Below are 19,261 nucleotides of genomic sequence, written 5' to 3' on the forward strand. Positions count from 1 at the left end.
AAAACAGAGACAATCACACGACAGTGTAGACAGGCCTGTGGACGCTGCGCAGGTCTTCGCGGGTAAACCCGCTCCCACAAGGATCACTGTGAACCCTATGGGAGCGGGTTTACCCGCGAGAGTGCCGCAGCGCGGCCGCCTAGCAGATCAGCTCTCGTAACCGAGGTTCGGTGCCAACCAGCGCTCGCTGACGCTGATGTCCTGGCCCTTGCGCGCGCTGTAGCGCTCGATCTGGTCTTTGTCCACCTTGCCCACGGCGAAGTACTGCGCCTGCGGGTGAGCGAAGTACCAGCCGCTGACCGCCGCTGCCGGGAACATGGCGAAGTGTTCGGTAAGGAACACACCGCTCGGCCCGGTCTCGCCGATGGCTGTGCCGTCGAGCAGGCGGAACAGCGTGGCTTTCTCGGTGTGGTCCGGACAGGCCGGATAACCAGGAGCAGGGCGAATACCGCTGTACTGCTCCTTGATCAGCGCTTCGTTGTCCAGGTGTTCGTCCTTGGCATAACCCCAGTACTGCTTGCGGACCTGCTCGTGCAGCCACTCGGCGCAGGCTTCGGCCAGGCGATCGGCCAGGGCCTTGACCATGATCGAGTTGTAGTCGTCGCCTTTGTCCTGGTAGGCCTTGGCCACTTCCTCGGCACCGATACCGGCGGTGGTGATGAAACCGCCGACGTAATCGGTCACGCCACTGTCCTTGGGCGCGACGAAGTCGGCCAGGGAGAAGTTCGGCTTGCCGTCCGGCTTGATGGTCTGCTGACGCAGGTGGTGCAGGGTGGCGAGCTTCTCGCCGTTGTCGCCGTAGACCTCGATGTCGTCATGCTCGACCTGGTTGGCCGGCCAGAAGCCGAAGACCGCACGGGCACTGATGAGCTTTTCGTCGATCAGCTTGTCGAGCATCTCGCGGGCATCGTTGTACAGCGAGGTAGCGGCCTCGCCGACCACTTCGTCGGTGAGGATACGCGGGAATTTGCCGGCCAAGTCCCAGGAAATGAAGAACGGCGTCCAGTCGATGTATTCGGCCAGTACGCGCAGGTCGATGTCCTCGAGCACCTTGACGCCCGTGAAGGAGGGCACCGCTGGGGTGTAGCCGGCCCAGTCATACTGAGGCTTGGCGGCGATGGCCTGGTCGTAGCCCAGGCGCTCGGTGCGGGCGCTGCGGTTGGCGGTGCGCTCACGGACTTCCACGTATTCCTGGCGGGTCTTCTCGACGAAGGCCGGCTTGAGTTCCTTCGACAGTAGCTGAGTGGCCACGCCCACCGCACGCGAGGCGTCGGTGACGTAGACCACCGCGTCGTTGGAGTACTTGGGTTCGATCTTGACCGCCGTATGGGCCTTGGAGGTGGTGGCACCGCCGATCATCAGCGGCAGCTCGAAGCCTTGGCGCTGCATTTCGCGGGCGACGTGGACCATTTCGTCCAGCGACGGGGTGATCAGGCCGGAGAGGCCGATGATGTCGCATTTCTGCTCTCGGGCGGTCTGCAGGATCTTCTCCGCTGGCACCATCACGCCCAGGTCGACGATGTCATAACCGTTGCAGCCAAGCACGACGCCGACGATGTTCTTGCCGATGTCGTGCACGTCGCCCTTGACCGTGGCCATGAGGATCTTGCCCTTGGCCTCGGGGGTATCGCCTTTCTCGGCTTCGATGAACGGGATCAGGTGGGCCACGGCTTGCTTCATCACTCGGGCGGACTTGACCACCTGAGGCAGGAACATCTTGCCGGCACCGAACAGGTCGCCAACTACGTTCATGCCGCTCATCAGCGGCCCTTCGATGACCTCGATGGGGCGCGCGCACTGTTGGCGGCACTCCTCGGTATCCTCGACGATGAAGGCGGTGATGCCTTTGACTAGCGCATGCTCCAGGCGTTTTTCCACCGGCAGCGTGCGCCACTGTTCGTTTTCCACTTCCTTGGTCGCGCCGCCGCCCTTGTAGTCGTCGGCAATCGCCAGCAGTGCGTCGGTGCCGTGCGGGGTGCGGTTGAGCACCACGTCCTCGACCTTCTCGCGCAGCGCCGCCGGGATCTCGTCGTAGATTTCCAGTTGGCCGGCGTTGACGATGCCCATGGTCAGGCCGTTCTTGATGGCGTGGTAGAGGAATACCGAGTGGATCGCCTCGCGCACCGGGTTGTTGCCGCGGAAGGAGAACGACACGTTGGACACGCCGCCGCTCGACAGGGCGAATGGCAGATGGTCGCGGATGTAGGCGCAGGCTTCGATGAAGTCCACGGCATAGTTGTTGTGTTCCTCGATGCCGGTGGCCACGGCAAAGATGTTCGGGTCGAAGATGATGTCTTCCGGCGGGAAGCCCACTTCATTGACCAGGATGTCGTAGCTGCGCTGGCAGATTTCCTTCTTGCGCGCGGCGGTGTCGGCCTGGCCGACCTCGTCGAAGGCCATCACCACCACGGCGGCGCCGTAGCGCTTGCACAGGCGGGCATGGTGCTTGAACTGCTCGACGCCTTCTTTCATGGAGATCGAGTTGACGATGCCCTTGCCTTGGATGCACTTGAGGCCCGCTTCGATCACCTCCCATTTGGAGGAGTCGATCATGATCGGCACCCGGGAGATATCCGGCTCGCCCGCGATCAGGTTGAGGAAGCGGACCATGGCAGCCTTCGAATCGAGCATGCCTTCGTCCATGTTGATGTCGATCACCTGCGCGCCGGCCTCGACCTGCTGCAGGGCCACTTCCAGTGCTTCGGTGTAGTTCTCCTCGCGGATCAGGCGGGCGAACTTGGCGGAACCTGTGATGTTGGTGCGCTCGCCCACGTTGACGAACAGCGACTGGCGATCGATGGTGAACGGCTCCAAACCCGACAGGCGGCAGGCCTTGGGGATGTCCGGAATTTCGCGTGGTTTGTACTTGGCCACGGCCTCGGCGATGGCCTGGATGTGCGGCGGGGTGGTGCCGCAGCAACCGCCGATGATGTTGAGAAAACCACTGGCAGCGAATTCCTCGACCACCGCGGCCATTTCAGCCGGGGTTTCGTCGTACTCGCCGAAGGCGTTGGGCAGGCCGGCGTTGGGGTGGGCCGAGACGTGGGTGTCGGCCTTGGTGGCCAACTCTTCAAGGTAGGGGCGCAGGTCCTTGGCGCCCAGGGCGCAGTTCAGGCCTACGGAGATTGGCTTGGCGTGGCGCACCGAGTTCCAGAACGCCTCGGTGGTCTGGCCCGACAGGGTACGGCCGGAGGCGTCGGTGATGGTGCCGGAGATCATGATCGGCAATTCGACGCCGTCTTCCTCGAACACTTGCTGCACGGCGAAGATCGCCGCTTTGGCGTTGAGGGTGTCGAAGATGGTCTCGATCAGCAGCAGGTCGGCGCCGCCTTCGATCAGGCCGCGGGTGGCCTCGGTGTAGTTTTCGACCAGCTCGTCGAAGGTGACGTTGCGATAGCCCGGGTCGTTGACGTCCGGGGAGATCGAGCAGGTGCGGCTGGTAGGGCCGAGCACGCCAGCGACGAAGCGAGGCTTGTCCGGGGTTTCCAGTGTCTTGGCGTCGGCCACCTGGCGGGCGATGCGCGCGCCTTCGACGTTGAGCTCGTACACCAGCGCTTCCATGCCGTAGTCGGCCTGGGAAATCTGCGTGGCGTTGAAGGTGTTGGTCTCGAGGATGTCGGCGCCGGCGTCGAGGTAGGCTTTCTCGATCGAGGCGATGACATCGGGGCGGGTGAGCAGCAGTAAATCGTTGTTGCCCTTGACGTCGCTTGGCCAATCGGCGAAGCGCGTGCCACGATAGTCGTGTTCCTCGAGGCGGTAGCTTTGGATCATAGTACCCATGCCGCCGTCGAGGATCAGTATGCGCTCCTTGAGTGCTTGCTGGAGTGCTTGGAAACGAGCGCTGCGGTCGGACATAGGAACTACCTGGTCGGGCGAATTTCGGAAGGTGCTGAATAATAACAAAGCTGCACGGATTTTAGGCGTGCCGGCCATTTGCATGAATTTCCTTCATGTTGGTGAGCGCGCCAAAGCACCCAAGGACCGGTCAGGCAATCGTGATGGCTTTCAGGAATCAGGACATTCGGCACATGGTGCATCGTTTACTTGCTGGCGCTTTCGCCCTGCTCATCAGCGGCGTGGCGTTCGGGCAAGCCCCTCAATCGAGCCCGGCGATTTCGTACACCCGGGACATTCAACCGATCTTCACTGAGAAGTGCGTGGCCTGCCATGCATGCAACGACGCGGCCTGCCAGCTCAAGCTGGAAAGCCCAGAAGGTGCAGTGCGCGGTGCTTCCAAGACGCCGGTGTACCAGGGGGAGCGCAGCAAGGCGGTGCCCACCACGCGGCTGTTCTATGACGCCCACGACGAGCAGGCCTGGCGCAAGATGGGCTTTTATTCGGTGCTCGACAACCAGGGCAGCCAGGCCGCGTTGATGGCACGTATGCTCGAGCTGGGTCACAAAACGCCGCTGACGCCCAACGCCAAGCTGCCCGAGGAGATCGTCTTGGGGCTCAACCGTAACAACATGTGCCCATTGCCCCATGAGTTCGACGCCTACGCCGGTGCCCACCCCAAGGAGGGGATGCCGCTAGCTGTCACCGGGCTCACCGATGCCGAGTACCAGACCCTGCAGCGCTGGCTGGCGGCCGGTGCGCCGGTCGAATACCAGCCGATCCAGCCCAGCGCCATCGAGTCCCGGCAGATCGCCGAATGGGAAGAGCTGCTCAACCGTCCGGGTTCCACCGAGGCCCTGGTGGGCCGCTGGCTGTACGAGCATCTGTTCCTGGCGCATGTCTATTTCACCGGGGGCGAGCCGGGGCACTTCTTCCAGTGGGTGCGTTCGCGCACCCCAAGCGGCAAGCCGGTGGACATCATCGCCACCCGCAGGCCCAACGACCCGCCCGGCACTGACTTCTATTACCGCCTGATCCCGGTACAGGGTGTGATCGTGCACAAGACCCACATCACCTACCCGATGGGCCCGCAGAAGCTCAAGCGCGTCAAGCAACTGTTCTACAGCGGCGACTGGCACGCCACGTCACTGCCGGGGTACGGCCCGCGCCACCGCTCCAACCCGTTCGAGACCTTCGAGGCGATCCCGGCGGTGGCGCGCTACCAGTTCATGCTGGACAACGCCGAATACTTCGTGCGCACCTTCATCCGTGGCCCGGTGTGTCGTGGGCAGATCGCCACCGATGTGATTCGCGACAACTTCTGGGCGCTGTTCCAGGAGCCGGCCCATGACCGCTACATCACCGATGCCGAGTACCGCGGCAAGGCGACACCGCTGCTGGCGATGCCTGGGCAGATCGACGACGTGGGCAGTGTGCTGAGTCTGTGGCATGCCTATCGCGACAAGCGCAACGAGTACGAGAAGCTGCGTCGCGAAGCTTATGCCCAGATGCCTGCACCGAGCTGGTCGACCCTGTGGGCGGGCAATGACAATGCGCTGCTGACCATCTTCCGCCACTTCGACAGCGCGTCGGTGAGCAAGGGCCTGATCGGCGACGTGCCGCTGACCACCTGGTTGTTCGACTACCCGCTGTTCGAGCGCACCTACTATCAATTGGCGGTGAACTTCGATGTATTCGGCAACGTCTCGCACCAGTTGCAGACCCGCCTGTACTTCGACCTGATCCGCAATGGTGCCGAGATCAACTTCCTGCGCCTGATGCCGGCCGACCAGCGCGGCGCGATCCTGAGCGACTGGTACCAGAACAGCGGCAAGGTAAAGATGTGGCTCGACTACGAGGACATCGACACCAGTACACCAAGTGCGCTGAAGCTGGACGAGGCAAATCCCAAGCGTGATTTCGGCCTCAAATTGCTGCAACGCACTGGTAGCCTCAACGCGGCGCCCGATCCGATCAACCGCTGCACTGGTGCCCATTGCTCGCGTCCGCAGATGAGCGCCGAGTTCCAAGATGCCGAGCAGAGTCTTAGCCGCCTGGTCTCGCGCCCGGCTGCCGGGCTCAAGGTGATCAACCAGTTGCCCGAGGCGACCCTGCTGCGCATCGAAGGGCAGGGCGGCCAGCGCCAGGTCTACAGCCTGTTGCGCAACCGCGCCCACAGCAACGTCGCCTTCCTGCTCGGCGAGGCCTATCGCTACCAGCCAGGCCTGGACACGCTGACCCTGTACCCGGGCGTGCTCAGCAGCTACCCGAACTTCATCTTCAACATCCCGACCCAGGATGTACCGGAGTTCGTCGAGGACATGGAGGCTGCCCGCGACGATACGGCCAAGTTCGAGCGGATCGTCATGCGCTGGGGCGTGCGCCGCAGCCACCCTGAGTTCTGGCGCTACTTCCATGACCTGAACACGTTCATCAAGGAGACCGAGCCTGTGGAAGCGGGTGTGCTGGACATGAACCGCTACGAGAACCTTTGATCGGGTCGGGCTGACCTTTTCGGATACGTTGCGGTCGGACCTGCCGGGTGGTCCTGATCCATCGCGGGGGCTGCGTGGCAGCCCTTGGCGGGTAAACCCGCTCCCACGGTTTCGCCGCAAGCCGTGCGCAAGCGGGTTTAGCTTCGACGAGCGCGCAGTGCGCGCCGCTGCGTTCGATCGGGGCCTCAATGCACCGAAAACCGCAGGAACCGGCATGCTGTATTCGCTTCAGGCTCTCCGGGCATTCGCCGCCTGGGTGGTGGTCTGCCACCACTTCATGCAGATCTTCTTCGACTTCCACGCTACCGGGCCGATCGGCCGACTGCTCGCCGAACGAGGCGCCGTGGGCGTGGATATCTTCTTCGTCATCAGCGGGCTGGTGATATACCTCTCGACCCGCGACAAACCTATCGCGCCCGGGCAGTTCCTGCTCAATCGGGTGCTGCGCATCGTTCCTGCCTATTGGTTCTACACATTGCTGATGGCCTTGCTGTTGCTGGTGGCCAGTCGCTGGATGCCGCACCAAGTGTTCGACGGGCAGCATCTGCTGCTGTCACTGTTGTTCATCCCGGCGGAGAACCCCGGCGGCTACGGCTTGTATCCGACACTCAACGTCGGCTGGACGCTGAACTTCGAGATGTTCTTCTACCTGTTGTTCGGCCTGGCCTTCCTGGTGCGACGGCGACACCATCTGTTGCTGGTGAGCGCAGCTCTGTTGATGGTCAGTGAGGTGCTTGGACGCATGGGCGTACTGAGCCGCTTCTACAGCAACGGCATCATCTACGAGTTCTTGCTGGGCATCGGCATTGGCGTGCTGTACCGCCGCGGGCTGGTGCGCGAAGGGCTGTGGTTGCCGCTGATGGTACTGGGGTTGGCGGGGTATGCCTTGTATCAGCTGGATGCCTCCGTGCGCCTGCTGCACTGGGGCGTGCCGAGTGCGTTGGTAGTGTTGGCGTTTGTCGCACTGGAGCCGTATTTCCATGGCAACCGGGTGCTCAAGGCACTGGGCGACTGCTCCTATTCGGTGTACTTGATTCACGTGCTGGTGCTCTATGGCGGCTGGTTCGCCAGTCAGCGCCTGGGCTTGAATCCCTATGCGGTGTTTGCCGTCTGCGTGCTGTCCATTGGACTAATGTCGTGGCTCAGCTTCCACTGGCTGGAGCGCGGCCTGTACCGGCGTATGCAGGCCTGGTTGCGTGAAGACAGGGAGCCAGCCCAGGTGCTGGCGCTTTCCCGAGTCAAATACTAGGACTTTGTTCGGGGGCCAGGTTGGCGTACACTTGCCGACAAGTCTGTGAGGAACTTCCATGAGCGCTATAACCATTACCGACGCCGCCCATGATTACCTGGCCGATCTGCTGTCCAAGCAGAACACCCCGGGCATCGGCATCCGCATTTTCATCACCCAGCCGGGTACCCAGTACGCTGAAACCTGCATTGCCTACTGCAAACCAGGCGAGGAGAAGCCCGACGACACGGCCGTGGGCCTGAAGAGCTTCACCGCGTACATCGATGCGGTCAGCGAGCCGTTCCTGGAGGACGCGCTGGTCGACTACGCCACCGATCGCATGGGTGGTCAGCTCACCATCAAGGCACCCAACGCCAAGGTGCCGATGGTCAACGAGGACAGCCCGCTCAACGAGCGCATCAACTATTACCTGCAGACCGAGATCAACCCGGGACTGGCCAGCCACGGCGGCGCCGTGAGCCTGGTGGATGTGGTCGATGACGGCATCGCCGTGTTGCAGTTCGGCGGCGGCTGCCAAGGCTGCGGCCAGGCCGACGTCACCCTCAAGGACGGCATCGAGCGCACCCTGCTCGAGCGTATCCCGGAGCTCAAGGGTGTGCGTGACGTGACCGACCACAGCAACAAGGAAAACGCCTACTACTGATCCATGCTGCCTGGCGTGGGTTCATCCAGCGTTCTCTTTGCAAGATGTTGCACTTAGCAACAAAGTGTTACGGAATCAAGCCCTGCGACAACAGGCCGCAGCCCGGATTTCAAGGGCTGCAGGCCGATCCCTCCTTCGTCGGGTGGATGCCCCTGGGGTGTCATGCCAGAATGCCTCGGTTTTTTCGTCGGCCCATCCCAGGGGCCGGCACCTTCCCTATAAAGGATGGTTCCATGACTGATTTACTGACCCGGCGTGCTGTCGTCGCCGGGATGGGCGTTCTGGGGCTTGGCCTGCTGGCCGGTTGCAACCCGGCCCGGGGGCTCGAGTTCAAGTACGGCAAGAACATGAGCAACGAAATCCTCGGGCGCAAATTCCGCCTGAAGGACACCCAAGGGAACGAGCGCACCCTGTCGAGCTTCTATGGCTCCATGCCGATGATCTTCTTCGGCTTCACCCAGTGCCCGGCTGTCTGCCCGACCGCCATGGCGCGCGCGGCGCAAATCAGGAAGTTGCTCAGGGGCCGCGACCGCGACCTGTTCCAGGTGGTGCTCATCACCCTGGACCCGGAGCGTGATACCCCAGAAGTGCTCGATGCCTACGTCAAGGCCTTCGACCCGTCGTTCACCGCCCTGACCGGCACCCCCGAGGAAATCGCCGAGGTGGCCAAGGAATTCAAGGTGTTCTACGAGAAGGTCCCCGCCGGCGATACCTACACCGTCTCTCATTCGTCCACCAGCTACGTCTATGACACGCGTGGCACTCTGCGCTTGAGTCTTGGCCATTCCCTGACCGCCAAGGAATGCGCCGAAGACCTGGTCACCCTGATGGAGATTTGCTAATGGCTGTTTCACTGCAACCTGCCAAACGTGCGCTGGCCGTTCTGGCCATGATGGGCCTGGCCTTGCCGGCCCTGGCCCAGACCACCGTGAGTGATGCCTGGGTTCGCGCCAGCGTGCCGCACCAGCAGTCCACTGGCGCGTTCATGACGCTGACTGCCGACACCGACAGCAAGCTGCTCAGCGTGGCCTCGCCGGTCGCCAAGACCGTACAGATCCACGAGATGAGCATGAAGGGCGACGTGATGAGCATGGGGGAGGTCAAGGCCGTCGACCTGCCCGCCGGTAAAGCGGTCTCCCTCGATCCTAACGGCTACCACGTGATGCTCATGGGCCTGACCCAGCAGGTCAAGGAAGGCGAGCAGGTGCCGCTGACCCTGACCATCGAAGATGCCAAGGGAACAAAGCAGACCCTGGAAATCCAGGCACCGGTTCGCCCGCTGGGGGCTGAAGCCGGGCATGATCACGCGCACATGCACTGATCGGTGGCATGGGCTGCCGCGCAGCCCAACGCGACACAAGGCCGCTCCCACCGTGTGGGCGCGGCCTTGCTACATAAAAGGGGCGCCAAAGCGCCCCGATCGACATTACAAATACTGCTCAGCTACGAAACCTCGGCAACGGTCGCTCGATGGTCAGCGAGGTCAAGGTCTTGCGTACCTGGGCGTCTTCGGCCTCCAGTGCCTTGAGGCTGGCGCGGATCTTGCCAGCCGCGGGCACATCGCCCTGCCGGTCGATCCAGTCGGCAATCTCCTTGCAGGCACTGCTCAGACAGGCTTGGCGCTGGTTCATCAGCGTCAGGAGGGTGGTGAGCTCTCTATCGGACATGGCAGGTTCCTCCGTTCAGCCCTTTCAGTGTAGCAGGGGGTGGGGCTCCTGCCTGATGTGGGGGCTAGGTACTCACTGCGCATCACCCTCACGTCTCGCGCGATGCACAACGACTGCATTATCCATTGAATGGCATATATACACGGCTTGGGTAAGACGGTCTTCATCCTCTCTATATGGGTCTTGTTCGGAGTGCGAGGCGTCTGTAGGAAGTGGTGTGGGGCAGATGTTGTTTACAATGTTTTGAGCGCGTGGTTCTCCTCGGAGGCGGCGGTTGGCTACGTTTTCTCGCTGCTGGCCACGGGTACCGTGCTGGGCGGCCTGCTCTACACCAGGGTTCAATCGACACACCTCGGTGCGTCTTGTGTTGCGCTATTGGGGGGCGACGCAAGGCATTGACCCGCCTGCAATTGGAGCTGCCTTTTTGAACTGTGTGACCGGGTGCTAAACGAACCGACACGCCTGCCGATACGCCCCCGGCGTCACGCCATAGGCCTGCTTGAATTGCCTGCTGAGGTGGCTCTGGTCGGCAAAACCCAGGGCGAAGGCGACTTCTGAGGCGGGGAGGCCGCTCTTGAGCAGCTCTCGGGCGCGGGACAGGCGGCGCTGCTTGAGCCAAGCGTGGGGTGGCAGGCCGGTGGCCTGGCGGAACACCCGGGCGAAGTGGAAGGGGGAGAGGTTGACCGCTGCGGCCAAGGCTTCGAGCGACGGTGGGTCGGCCAGCTGGCTTTCGAGCAGTTCGCGGGCGCGGGCCACAGCGCGCGGTTCGTTGCCGGGGGCGGGCGCCTCGGCGCCGTGGCCATGGCGTTGTACCAGCGCCAGGACTGCCTGGCGCCAGGCGGTCTGTTGTTCCAAGGCGCTTGCGTCGGACTCCGACAGCCGATGCAACTCGCTGAACAGGGCGGCCAAGGCGGGGTCCTGGATCACGCTGTCCTTGAAGTGCGGCATGCCATGGCGACCCAGCTCCAGCTCGTCGAGCACGCCGGTGACCCGTTCGTGCTCGGGGTAGAAGCCACGATAGCGCCAGCCTGCCTCGTGTGCCGTGGCGCCGGTGTGCAACTCGTCCGGGTTGATCAGCACCATGCTGCCCACCGGTGCCAGGTGCTCGCTGCCACGATGCCAGAATCGTTGGGCGCCGGACTCGATCACAGTGAACACGTAGCCTTCATGCACATGGGGGGCGAAGCGTTGCTGGAAATACCGCGCGTGCAGCATTTCCACATCGCCCAGTGCCGGGGCTTGCCAGAGGTGGGTCTGTTCGCGCGGGGGCGTGTTCATGCCAGCCAGCTGCGCAGGAGGAAGAAGATCAACATGCTCACCAGCATGCTCAGCAACACACTGCGGGTCAACAGCACCAGGGCGATGGCCACCAGTGAGCCGAGCAGGTAGGGGTTGGTGAGGCTCAGGTCCAGTTGATGCCCAGGCAGGAAGATGATCGGCCCGCAGATGGCCGTCAGCATGCCAGGTACGGCGAAGCCCAAGAATTGCCGGGCATTGGAGCTCAGGCGCAGGGGCAGGCGCGGTTCCAGGAAAGCGTAGCGGTTAAGAAACACCACAAGGCCCATGGCGAAGATCAGCAGCCAGGTCATGAGCGGCCTCCGGTGAGTTTCTGGCAAGCGAAGCCGGCGCTCATGCCCAGCAGGCCGGCGGCGACCAGAGCGGTCTCCCAATGCCAGTGGCTGAACAGCACCGAACACAACAGCGACACCGCCACGCACACCACTGTCGGCAGGTTGCGCACCAGCGGTGCGATCAACGCGACGAACGTGGCGACGATGGAAAAGTCCAGGCCCAGCTGGTCCAGGTGTGGAATGTTCTGGCCTAGCAGGATGCCGGCCAGGGTGAACAGATTCCAGGCCACATAGAACGTCAGGCCGACGCCCAGGGCGTACCAGCGGTTGAACTGCTGTTGGTCGTAGCGGCTGGTCAGGGCAAAGAATTCATCGGTGAGCAGAAAGCCCAGCCCCAGGCGCCAGCGCAGCGGCTGGCCGGACAGCACCGGACGCATGCTCAGGCCGTAGAGCAAATGTTGGGAAGTCAGCAACAAGGTTGTGAGCAGGATCGAGAACAGGTTGGCACCGCCCTTGAGCATGCCGATCGCTACCAATTGCGCGGCCCCTGCGAAAACGATGGCCGACAGCCCTTGGCCCTCCCAGGCGCTGAGGTTGGCCTCGATGGCCATGGAACCGGCGAGCAGGCCCCAGGGGGCTACGGCCAGGGATAAGGGCATGATGGCGATGGCGCCATGGAGGAATGCTTGGCGGGCGACAGGTGGGCTGCAGGGCATGGTGGTGACTTGAATCGGCAAGGCAGTCCAGCATGCCAGAGCGGATGGGGCATGGCTTGAACATTCTTGCTGCCTGCCCCTTGCTAAGCGAGTCTAGCGTTTGCTGGTCAGGTGTCGTTGGGCTGCGGCGCAGCCATTGATGTCCACTGCCTTTTGCAGCAAGGTCTGGCGTTGTTGAGGATCGAGGTCGCCGAGCAGACGATACACCTCCGCCTGGTAGTCCCGCTGGCGCCCCCACTGCATTTCCAGGCCTTGGGGTTGACTGCGGTTGCAGGCCAGCCGTATCGCAGGCTGAGGGTAATAGGCGGCATAACGGGTGGCCATGCTGGGGATCGCTTCCAGCGCCTGACGGTAGGCGGGGCTTGCGTGGTAAGGCGGGCACCAGGTCGCGATCGCCGGGGCGGGTGGCGCGAATCCTTGTTGCAGGCTGGCTTCGAGCAGCGGGCAGGCCGCATCCGGAATTTGCGCCGTCGGCAGGTAGGTCATGTAGTACAGCGCCAGGCGGTACTGGGCGACCGGATGGTTGAGTGCCACCGATTTTTTCAGCAAGGCCACGGCGGTGGGTAGGGTTCGCGCCAGGGCCTGGCCTTGGCGGCTGAGTTCCGGGTCGCTGCCAATCGAGGTGCGCAGTGGGCTGGGGCTGTCGTCCTGGAGGTCGGCCTGCTCCAAGAGGGGCAGGGCCTGGCGGTAGAGCAGATCGGCATGGGGGTCGATCTGTACTTCCAGCGCTTGGGCGTCGAGCGCCAGCACGGCCATGAACAACGGCGACCAGAAGAAGGCGCGGTTCACAGGTAGGCCTCGCAGGCGGACTGGCCAGGGTGGGCCAGATACGGCAGGACGGCTTCGATCATCATGGCAGTTACGCATGTACCTCAAGCGAATCAAGAGCGACGACGCCGTATTCTAGCCACCCAACGCTGCCTGCCGAAAGGCCAATCCTGTTTTGTCAGACTAGCCTGACGGGCGGTGGTCGATAATTGGCGTGCTTTTCCTGGGCCAGCCCGAGCTTGGCGGTGATCACCTTGGCCAGTGCACTGTTGCCCAAGTCGTTGAAATGCAGGCGGTCGACGAACAACGGTTGGTCGAACATCGCGCAACTGCTGAGCATGCAGTTCATGTCATAGCAGGGCACCTGCGCGGCCTGTTGCTTGATGCGTCGAAAGAAGTCCGTGTGCAACTGGCTGTCGAAGACGTCGGCCAGCAGGCGGTCGAAGTTCGTCGGCTGGCGTTGCAGGTGCTGCAGCATGAGCTGCTCGCCCTGTGGAATGGCCTCCCGGCACCAGGGCAACAGGGGCTGAAGGATGAAGGTGAGGGTGGCATAGCCACCGCCCAGCAGGCGGTCCCACTGCTGCAGGCTGCGGCCGATGGTGTCGGCGGCGCGTGCCAGGCGTTTGTCGGGGGGCGACAGCTTCCAGGCGGGGGCCGGCGATTGTCTGCGAGGCGCCAGGGCTTGGCCCAGGCGGCGCCAGAGCGACTCGCCGGGTGGTGGATGGGCGGTGTGCACGCCTTCGTTGAAGCTGTTGAGCAGGTCCTGGTAAGCCAGGGCGTGCCCTTGTTCGTGATCGCCCGCCAGCACTTCGCCCAACGCCTCGTGTGCCAAGGTGTTCAGGCCGCTGAGTACGACTACGTGGCCGACCTCTGTGAAGCGATGTTGGTGGGTCAGGAACATCAGCAGTTCCTGAGTGGCATTGAGGCCGCAGCCGGCCAGGCTCAGCCAGACCTCGCCGGTCAGCGCCGACAGGTAGGAGGCGATCGTGTGTTTGTCGGAGCTGGCGCCGATGCCCAGGGTGGTCGAACCACCTACCAGCAGATTGACCCGCTTGACGCCGCTGTGCTCGGTCACCGAGCAGCGTCTGTCGGCACAATGGCTGTAGCGCATGCCATGGCTGTCGGTGTTGATGGTGCCGGAGCGATAGCCTCGTTCATGCATGTAAAGGGTATGCGGTGCGCGACGGCTGCCCAGTAGCAGGAAGCGCTGATAGTCCTGCTGCAGGGGAAGAGGGCTGCCCTGGACGTTCGTGTCATGGTCGATCGGTCTCATGGGCGCTCCTTTGGCACGCGAGGTCGAGGGTGGCGCGGTTCAGCCGGCCAGCTCCTTGATGTTGTAGGCCAGTCCGGCAAGGGCGATCAGCAACAGGGCAATGCCCGAGGCAAGTGTGATGATGCGGTTGCTGCGTTGCGAGGCGATCTTGCCGATGGCGAATATGTACAGGCTGAGCACGGCGAAATCGATGGCAATCCACAATAGCGACAGCACCACCATGCTCTTGCCGAACGATTCGGTGATCTGGATGAACTGCGGGAAGAAGGAAATGAAAAAGATGATGTCCTTGGGGTTGGAGATGCCCACCATGAACCCCTGGAGCAGCCCGCCGCGTCCAGGCTGTTCAGGGGCCTGCGCTGGCACGTCGAGGGCTGGCGCTTGCAGCGCTTCCCGAAGGGTAGTGATGGCGATGTAGGCGATGAACAGGCAGCCCAGCAGGCTCATGCCGCTGAGCCAGGTCTTGTCGACCGCAGCGCTGGTCATGATGATCCAGGCAGCGGCGGCGATCAGGACAAGCGAAGCCCAATTGGTGCCGATGGCGGTCGACAGCGCCTTGCGCGAGCCTGAGGTAGCCGCGGTATTGACGATCAGTGCCACCACTGGGCCAGGGGTGGCGATCAGCAGCAGCACGGTGAGGGCATAGGTGGCGGTGAGTGCGGTGTTCACGGTCAGTTCTCGATCAGGGTTTCAGGTGTTGCATGCGCATGGAATGGGCAGCGCGAAGGGTTGAGCGAGCCCGGTTCCTGGAGTTGATACTGGCGCCATTCGAAATTGTCCTCCTGGCCGAAGAAGCCCAGGGTATCGGGTACGACGCCATCGTTGTAATGGCGTACCCGCTCGCGAATGCGTGCACGGATGCGACGGCCGCTTTCGGTGGCGGCGCTGGCGACCTCGTCGAAGCTCTCCCGCGGGTTGATGACGAAGGCGATGTGCGCGCCCAGGTTGCGGCTTTTCATTTGCCGGTGGGCCGGGAAATTCATGTTGATGAACAGCGCCATGCCAGCGAAGCAGAACGACCAGCCGCTGTCATGAGGGTCTGTGGGTAGCGTCCGAGGCCAGGGTTGCGGGTCCAGTTCATGGACTTGTTGCAGCACCGACCAGGCCAGCGCCTGCTGTTCGGCCAGCGTGCTGTCTGGCTCGGTTTCGAGAAACACCAGTAAGGGGTTGCCGATGCGCTGCCTGAGCGGGATGGGTTCGAGGATGCTCACGTAATCGGCGAGCCCTCGGGCAATGTCTGTCGCCAGTTGCGTCGCGCGCGCGAAGACAAGATGGCAGGTGCCGGCGGCGACCGCCTTGCGGCCGAACAGGCAGGGAAAGTCGGGATGGCCGAGCAAAGTACGAAACTGTGCGAGGGTTTGATACGCCCAATGTTGGCATTTTTGGATATGTTCAGCGGCCAGCTCTAGCGCATCCAGGCGATAGCAATTTCCATAACCCGTAAACATGGTGTCCCCAGAGATTCAGTGACATCTAAGCAAGATGTATGCGGTTTCCATTGTAAATTTGTGATTTAACAGCATTTTCTGAGAACCCTCCGACGTTGTAAAACGTGTGGAACTATGACCTACTATTAGTCTCACTCATGCTTTGGGCAGGACCATGTCAGAACGGATTCAAGCACTCCACGCCTTACGCGCCTTCGAAGTGGCCTCGCGCTACGGCTCCTTCACCCGAGCAGCCCAGGAGTTGGCCTTGACCCAGGGAGCGGTAAGCCATCACGTCAAGACCCTAGAGGCCATGTTCGGCTGCGACCTGTTCGAGCGGCGCGGACCCAAGCTGCGCCTGACCGAGCATGGCCGGTTGCTGGCCCAGGAGCTCAAGGTGGGTTTCAAGATCATCGAAAACGCCTGCGCCTTACTGCGTCAGGACCGCTACGGCCTTCGTCTGAAGGCGCCTTCGACGCTCACTGTGCGCTGGTTGCTCAAGGCGCTGGATGGCTTCAAGAAAATCGACAATAGCTGCACTGTGCAGTTGTCGAGCGTCTGGATGGACATCGACACGGTGGACTTCTATTCCGAGCCCTACGACTGCGCCATCCTGTTGGGCAATGGACGCTTCGCCGCGGATGTCGAGAGCCTGAAACTGTTCGACGAGTGGCTGATCCCGGTGTGCCATCCTGAGTATCTTCAAGGCGCTGAGCCGGGGCTATCTGCGCTGCAGCATTGCGACCTGTTGCACCCCTCGCCGGATCGGCGCGACTGGCGGCGCTGGCTGGCGCGGATGGACGCCCAGGACATCAGCATCGACCAGGGGCAGGTTTTCGACACTCTCGACCAAGGTATTTCGGCGGCCCAGCAGGGCCTGGGCATCTCGGTGGTCGACCTGGTGCTGGTCAGCGCCGACCTGGCCGCGGGCCGTCTGGTGACGCCGTTCAAGCACGCGGTGGCCACAGGTGATGGCTATTACATGACGTGGCTCAAGTCCAGCCCCAAGGCGCGCCACATGCAGCGCCTGCGGGACTACTTGCTCAGCCAGGTGCCGCCACTGGCTCACAAGGACATCGATTACCTCTACGGCTGATGACAAGCCCAGCGCACGGATCGGGCGCGCCCTGGATTGAATGGCCCCATGCAATCAAGACAGTCGCTCCCGTCCCGGCGCGGTAGAATGACGCTTTGCCAACGAACATGATCGAGGTCGACGCGGTGCAGTTGCAGCAGGGCTTTGTCCTCACCCGCCATTGGCATGACACGCCCGAGGGCACCTGCGTGGAGTTCTGGCTGGCCACCGACCAGGGCCCACGGCAGTTGCGTCTGGCGCCGCAGGTGTCGGTGGCGTTCATCGCAGCCGGGCAAGGCGAGCACGCGCGGCTGTTGCTGGGGAACGAGCAAGGGGTCGAGCTGCGCCCGCTTGGCTTGCGCGACTTCGAACAGCGTCCGGTATTGGGCCTGTATTGCCGGCAGCACCGTCAATTGATGCAACTTGAGCAGCGCCTGCGCAGCGCCGGCATCGAGGTTTTCGAGGCTGACATCCGCCCACCGGAGCGCTACCTGATGGAGCGTTTCATCACCGCGCCGGTGCTGTTCAGCGGTCAAGCCGATGCCCAGGGCGTGATCTGCGATGCCCATCTCAAACCAAACCCTGACTACCGCCCTGCGTTGCGCCTGGTGTCGTTGGACATCGAGACCAGCGAGCGCGGCGAACTCTACAGTATCGCCCTGGAAGGCTGCGGCCAGCGGCAGGTCTATATGCTGGGGCCGGCCAACGGCGATACCCGCGAAGTGGATTTCGACCTCGAATACTGCGAGGACCGCGCCCAGTTGCTTGAGCGCCTCAACCAGTGGTTCGCACGCCATGACCCGGACGCGATCATCGGGTGGAGCCTGGTGCAATTCGACCTACGCCTGCTGCATGAGCATGCCGCGCGTCTGCAGGTGCCACTGACCCTGGGACGCAACGGTGCGCCGCTGACTTTGCGCGCCCATGGCAGCCGCAACCACGTGTTCGCCGATGCCCCAGGCCGGCTGTTGATCGACGGCATCGAATCACTGCGCTCGGCCACCTGGAGCTTTCCGTCGTTCAGTCTCGAGAGTGTCGCCCAGACCCTGCTGGGCGAGGGCAAGGCCATCGACTCGCCCTACCAGCGCATGGACGAAATCAACCGCATGTTCGCCGAGGACAAGCCTGCGCTGGCGCGCTACAACCTCAAGGACTGCGAACTGGTCACGCGCATTTTCGCCCATACCCGTCTGCTGGAGTTTCTCCTGGAACGCGCCACAGTCACGGGCCTGCCGGTCGATCGCAGCGGTGGTTCGGTGGCAGCGTTCTGTCATTTGTACATCCCGCCCATGCACCGGCTGGGGTATGTCGCGCCGAACCTGGGCAGCCGCCCGGACGAAGCCAGCCCCGGCGGCTTTGTCATGGATTCGCGCCCTGGGTTGTACGATTCGGTGCTGGTGCTCGATTACAAGAGTCTGTATCCCTCGATCATTCGTACCTTCCTGATCGATCCGGTGGGGCTGGTCGAAGGCCTGGCCCAGCCGGACGATGCGCATTCGGTGGAGGGATTTCGCGGGGCCCGGTTCTCCCGTACCCGGCACAGCCTGCCGGCGATCGTCGAGCGGGTCTGGCAGGGCAGGGAGGCGGCCAAGCGCGCAGGCAATGCGCCGTTGTCCCAAGCACTGAAGATCATCATGAACGCCTTCTATGGCGTGCTGGGTTCCAGTGGCTGCCGGTTCTTCGACCCCCGGTTGGCATCGTCGATCACCATGCGCGGTCATCAGATCATGCGTCAGACCCGGGCGCTGATCGAAGCCCGTGGCTTCGATGTGATCTATGGCGACACCGACTCCACATTCGTCTGGCTCAAAGGGGCGCACAGCGAAGAGGCCGCCGCGCGTATTGGCCGTGAGCTGGTAAACGAGGTCAACCAGTGGTGGCGCCAGCACCTTGAGACAACCATGGGCCTGGACAGCGCCTTGGAGCTGCAGTTCGAAACCCACTATCGACGCTTTCTCATGCCGACCATCCGCGGTACCGACGAGGGCAGCAAGAAGCGCTACGCCGGCCTGGTCCGCCGCGCCGAGGGCCAGGAGGAGATGGTCTACAAGGGGCTGGAGTCGGTGCGCACCGACTGGTCACCGCTGGCCCGGCAGTTCCAGCAGGAGCTGTATGGACGTATTTTCCGCGGCCAGCCCTATCGGGACTATGTGTGCGATTTCGTGCGACGCACTTTGGCCGGTGAGCAGGATGACTTGTTGGTCTATCGCAAGCGCCTGAGGCGTCCTCTGGCCGACTACCAACGCAACGTGCCCCCGCATGTGCGCGCCGCGCGCTTGGCCGATGAGTACAACAGCCGCCTGGGGCGAGCGCAGCAGTACCAGAACGGCGGCTGGATCAGCTACGTCATCACCACGGCCGGTCCCGAGCCGTTGGAAAACCAGCAGTCTCCGATCGATCACGAGCATTACCTGTCGCGTCAGTTGCAGCCAGTGGCCGACGCGATCCTGCCTTTCGTCGGTGATGACTTCGGCACATTGACCGGTCGGCAACTGCAGTTGTTTTGAGGTGGTAGCTATCTAGCGTTCCTTCGCCAAGCCAGG

16 protein-coding genes and 1 pseudogene are annotated in these 19,261 nt (G+C 62.8%); 8 read left to right on the plus strand and 9 right to left on the minus strand.

The features are described from left to right. Positions 1-147 precede the first annotated feature (147 nt). Complete coding sequence (gene metH / locus BLS27_RS11405) at positions 148-3,855, minus strand: methionine synthase (RefSeq protein WP_090344815.1); 3,708 nt, start codon at positions 3,853-3,855, stop codon at positions 148-150. Between the two features lie 173 nt (positions 3,856-4,028). Here metH and BLS27_RS11410 point away from each other — a divergent pair, with 173 nt between their 5' ends. From BLS27_RS11410 to BLS27_RS11430, 5 genes are all read left to right on the plus strand, one after another. After that, positions 4,029-6,329, plus strand: coding sequence for a fatty acid cis/trans isomerase (locus BLS27_RS11410; protein ID WP_043206919.1), 2,301 nt, complete (start codon positions 4,029-4,031; stop codon positions 6,327-6,329). A 214-nt stretch (positions 6,330-6,543) separates the two neighbouring features. Beyond that, the gene (locus BLS27_RS11415) at positions 6,544-7,578 is read left to right on the plus strand and encodes an acyltransferase family protein (RefSeq protein ID WP_090344817.1); all 1,035 of its coding nucleotides are present in this window, start codon (positions 6,544-6,546) and stop codon (positions 7,576-7,578) included. A gap of 58 nt (positions 7,579-7,636) precedes the next feature. Further along, on the plus strand, positions 7,637-8,221 hold the full coding sequence (gene nfuA, locus BLS27_RS11420) for a Fe-S biogenesis protein NfuA (protein ID WP_043206916.1): 585 nt from the start codon (positions 7,637-7,639) through the stop codon (positions 8,219-8,221). A 233-nt stretch (positions 8,222-8,454) separates the two neighbouring features. After that, entirely contained in the window at positions 8,455-9,063 is a 609-nt protein-coding gene (locus tag BLS27_RS11425; protein ID WP_043206915.1) for an SCO family protein, read from the plus strand. After that, positions 9,063-9,542: a copper chaperone PCu(A)C gene (locus BLS27_RS11430; RefSeq protein WP_070571594.1), complete on the plus strand. Its 480-nt coding sequence runs from the start codon at positions 9,063-9,065 to the stop codon at positions 9,540-9,542. The genes BLS27_RS11425 and BLS27_RS11430 overlap by 1 nt, the downstream gene beginning before the upstream one ends. Positions 9,543-9,660: 118 nt before the next feature. On the opposite strand, the gene BLS27_RS11435 is transcribed toward BLS27_RS11430, so the two are convergent. Then, a complete protein-coding gene (locus BLS27_RS11435) occupies positions 9,661-9,888 on the minus strand; it encodes a hypothetical protein (protein ID WP_043206911.1) in 228 nt (75 codons plus the stop codon). A 255-nt stretch (positions 9,889-10,143) separates the two neighbouring features. Here BLS27_RS11435 and BLS27_RS23990 point away from each other — a divergent pair. After that, positions 10,144-10,267: pseudogene (locus BLS27_RS23990) on the plus strand (MFS transporter); the annotation flags it as partial. A 65-nt stretch (positions 10,268-10,332) separates the two neighbouring features. Here the strand turns inward: BLS27_RS23990 and BLS27_RS11440 are convergent. From BLS27_RS11440 to BLS27_RS11470, 7 genes are all read right to left on the minus strand, one after another. Further along, positions 10,333-11,166 (minus strand): AraC family transcriptional regulator, encoded by an 834-nt coding sequence (locus tag BLS27_RS11440; RefSeq protein ID WP_043206909.1) that lies wholly within the window; start codon positions 11,164-11,166, stop codon positions 10,333-10,335. Beyond that, complete coding sequence (locus BLS27_RS11445; protein WP_043206906.1) at positions 11,163-11,477, minus strand: AzlD domain-containing protein; 315 nt, start codon at positions 11,475-11,477, stop codon at positions 11,163-11,165. Before BLS27_RS11445 ends, BLS27_RS11440 begins: the two co-directional genes overlap by 4 nt. After that, positions 11,474-12,175: an AzlC family ABC transporter permease gene (locus tag BLS27_RS11450; protein WP_043207072.1), complete on the minus strand. Its 702-nt coding sequence runs from the start codon at positions 12,173-12,175 to the stop codon at positions 11,474-11,476. Before BLS27_RS11450 ends, BLS27_RS11445 begins: the two co-directional genes overlap by 4 nt. Positions 12,176-12,268: 93 nt before the next feature. Then, a complete protein-coding gene (locus BLS27_RS11455; RefSeq protein ID WP_090344871.1) occupies positions 12,269-12,931 on the minus strand; it encodes a hypothetical protein in 663 nt (220 codons plus the stop codon). A gap of 190 nt (positions 12,932-13,121) precedes the next feature. Next, positions 13,122-14,216: a hypothetical protein gene (locus BLS27_RS11460; protein ID WP_090344819.1), complete on the minus strand. Its 1,095-nt coding sequence runs from the start codon at positions 14,214-14,216 to the stop codon at positions 13,122-13,124. A gap of 39 nt (positions 14,217-14,255) precedes the next feature. Continuing rightward, entirely contained in the window at positions 14,256-14,885 is a 630-nt protein-coding gene (locus BLS27_RS11465; protein WP_043206902.1) for a LysE family translocator, read from the minus strand. A gap of 2 nt (positions 14,886-14,887) precedes the next feature. Beyond that, entirely contained in the window at positions 14,888-15,664 is a 777-nt protein-coding gene (locus BLS27_RS11470; RefSeq protein ID WP_043206900.1) for a YqcI/YcgG family protein, read from the minus strand. Between the two features lie 154 nt (positions 15,665-15,818). Here BLS27_RS11470 and BLS27_RS11475 point away from each other — a divergent pair, with 154 nt between their 5' ends. Beyond that, positions 15,819-16,739 (plus strand): LysR substrate-binding domain-containing protein, encoded by a 921-nt coding sequence (locus BLS27_RS11475; RefSeq protein WP_070571588.1) that lies wholly within the window; start codon positions 15,819-15,821, stop codon positions 16,737-16,739. A gap of 125 nt (positions 16,740-16,864) precedes the next feature. Beyond that, the gene (locus BLS27_RS11480; protein ID WP_090344873.1) at positions 16,865-19,225 is read left to right on the plus strand and encodes a DNA polymerase II; all 2,361 of its coding nucleotides are present in this window, start codon (positions 16,865-16,867) and stop codon (positions 19,223-19,225) included. The last annotated feature ends 36 nt before the right edge of the window (positions 19,226-19,261 follow it).

The organism is Pseudomonas guariconensis, assembly GCF_900102675.1.
Lineage (GTDB): Bacteria > Pseudomonadota > Gammaproteobacteria > Pseudomonadales > Pseudomonadaceae > Aquipseudomonas > Aquipseudomonas guariconensis.